Below are 1,914 nucleotides of genomic sequence, written 5' to 3'. Positions count from 1 at the left end.
CGGCGCGGTATACGCCGGCACCGGCGGCCGGGGCGGGAGGGTCCGAAAGCTGACGCCGAGGGGCGCGGCGGGCTGGGCGGTCGCACGCCGGCCGGGCGCGGGGGCCCGGTTCAAGCGCCCGCGGGTCTTCCCTCCCGCCTGGAGCGGGGGAGGGTGGGCCTGGCGTCGGCGGGGGTCGGGGGAGGGGCGCGCCCTCGCAGGCACCGTCGCCCCCCTCGGCCGACCCGCTTAGCGGGCCACCCTCCCCCGCTTAAGGGGGGAGGAAGAATGCGGCAGCTCCCCCCCCGAACCCGACGAGCAGGCCCCTCACCTCCGCCGCTCCACGTTCACGTAGATCGCGGCCCCCAGCGTCATCGCGGCGAGGGTGAACCAGGTCAGCGCGTAGACGAGGTGGTTGTTGTGGAAGGCGACCACCGTCAGCCCGCCGACTGGCAAGCGATCATCCGCCGACGCATCCGCATCGATGAAGTAGGGCGCGATGCCGGAGAGCCCCCGGGCCGAAGCGATCGCGGCGACATCGCGGGAATACCAACGATCCTCGGCGGTCGCGTTGCTGCGCAGGAACGCGCCGCCGGGTTCGGTGAGGCGCAACAGGCCGGTGACGTCGACCTCGCCCTCGGGCCGGCGCCAGCCGGCAGGATCGCGGCGATCGGAGGGAACGAAGCCGCGGTTCACCAGCACCGTGAAGCCGTCGGCGACCAGCGGCGTCAGCACCCAGAACCCGCCGCCGAGCACCGTCACCGCCTGGACCAGCGTGGTGGACTCGTGGCGGAAGCGGCCCGCCACCCGGACGTGGCGGTAGGCGTCGGCGGCCTCGGTCACGCTCGGCCACGCCGCCGGCCCGGGCGCCGGGACCGGGGCCGCGCCGATTCGGGCCTCGACCCGCGCGATCAGGTCGAGCTTCCATGCCCGGCGCTCGACCTGCCAGATCCCGAGGGCGACGAGCCCCGCGACCGCCAGCGCGCTCACGAGGTTGAAGGCCGTCAGGCCGAGGCGGGACGTCCTCAGGGCTTGTGGTGCATCAGGTCGTGCGGCGACGTCGGCATCATGTTGGTGTTCAGGTGATACATCACCCAGATCGAGCCGGTCAGCGTGATCACGACGAGGGTCAGCGTGAAGATCAGGGCCAGGATCGTCCATCCGCCCTCGGACTTCGTGTTCATGTGCAGGAAGTAGATCATGTGGACCACGATCTGCACCACCGCGAAGGCCATGATGATCAGGCTGGTGTGCACGGCGTTGCCGAGCACGTCGCTCATCACCAGCCAGAACGGGATCGCGGTGAGGATCACCGAGAGCACGAAGCCGGTCATGTAGCTCTTGAACGAGCCGTGCGCCCCAGCCGGGTGGCCGTGCGCGTCGTGGCCGTGACCGTGCGGTTCGGCGTGGTGCCCCGCCCCCGTCGCCGAGCTCATTGCAGCACTCCCATCAGGTACACGAAGGTGAAGACGCCGATCCAGACGACGTCGAGGAAGTGCCAGAACATCGAAAGGCACATCAGCCGGCGCTTGTTCTCGACGATCAGCCCCTTCTGGGCGGTCTGCACCATCAGCACGATCAACCAGACGATGCCGAGCGAGACGTGCAGGCCGTGGGTGCCGACCAGGGCGAAGAACGAGGACAGGAAGGCCGAGCGCTGCGGCGTCGCGCCCTCGTGGATCAGGTGGGCGAACTCGTAGAGCTCGATGCCGATGAAGCACGCGCCGAACAGGCCGGTGATCGCGAGCCAGACCTGCATCGTCCGGACGTTGTCCTTCTCCATCTCCAGCATGGCGAAGCCGTAGGTGATGGAGGACAGGAGCAGCATGGAGGTGTTGAGCGCCACCAGCGGCAGCTCGAACAGGTCGCGCGGCGAGGGCCCGGCCGCGTAGTTGCGGCCGAGAACCCCGTAGGTGGCGAACAGCACCGCGAAGA

Annotated in this window: 3 protein-coding genes; all 3 read right to left on the bottom strand. The window is 69.9% G+C overall.

Annotated elements, in window-relative coordinates; all coding sequences use genetic code 11:
• Window positions 1-306 precede the first annotated feature (306 nt).
• Entirely contained in the window at window positions 307-969 is a 663-nt protein-coding gene (locus MKK68_RS24180; RefSeq protein WP_244033143.1) for an SURF1 family protein, read from the bottom strand.
• Between the two features lie 35 nt (window positions 970-1,004).
• Window positions 1,005-1,415: a cytochrome o ubiquinol oxidase subunit IV gene (gene cyoD, locus MKK68_RS24175; protein ID WP_147841995.1), complete on the bottom strand. Its 411-nt coding sequence runs from the start codon at window positions 1,413-1,415 to the stop codon at window positions 1,005-1,007.
• Window positions 1,412-1,914 (bottom strand): cytochrome o ubiquinol oxidase subunit III (gene cyoC, locus MKK68_RS24170; RefSeq protein ID WP_244033142.1); only part of this gene is annotated, 503 nt, incomplete at its 5' end. The genes cyoD and cyoC, both read right to left, overlap by 4 nt.

Origin of the sequence: Methylobacterium sp. E-016 (assembly GCF_022829745.1) — a bacterium.
Lineage (GTDB): Bacteria > Pseudomonadota > Alphaproteobacteria > Rhizobiales > Beijerinckiaceae > Methylobacterium.
This window is presented reverse-complemented; position numbering and strand designations above follow the sequence as displayed.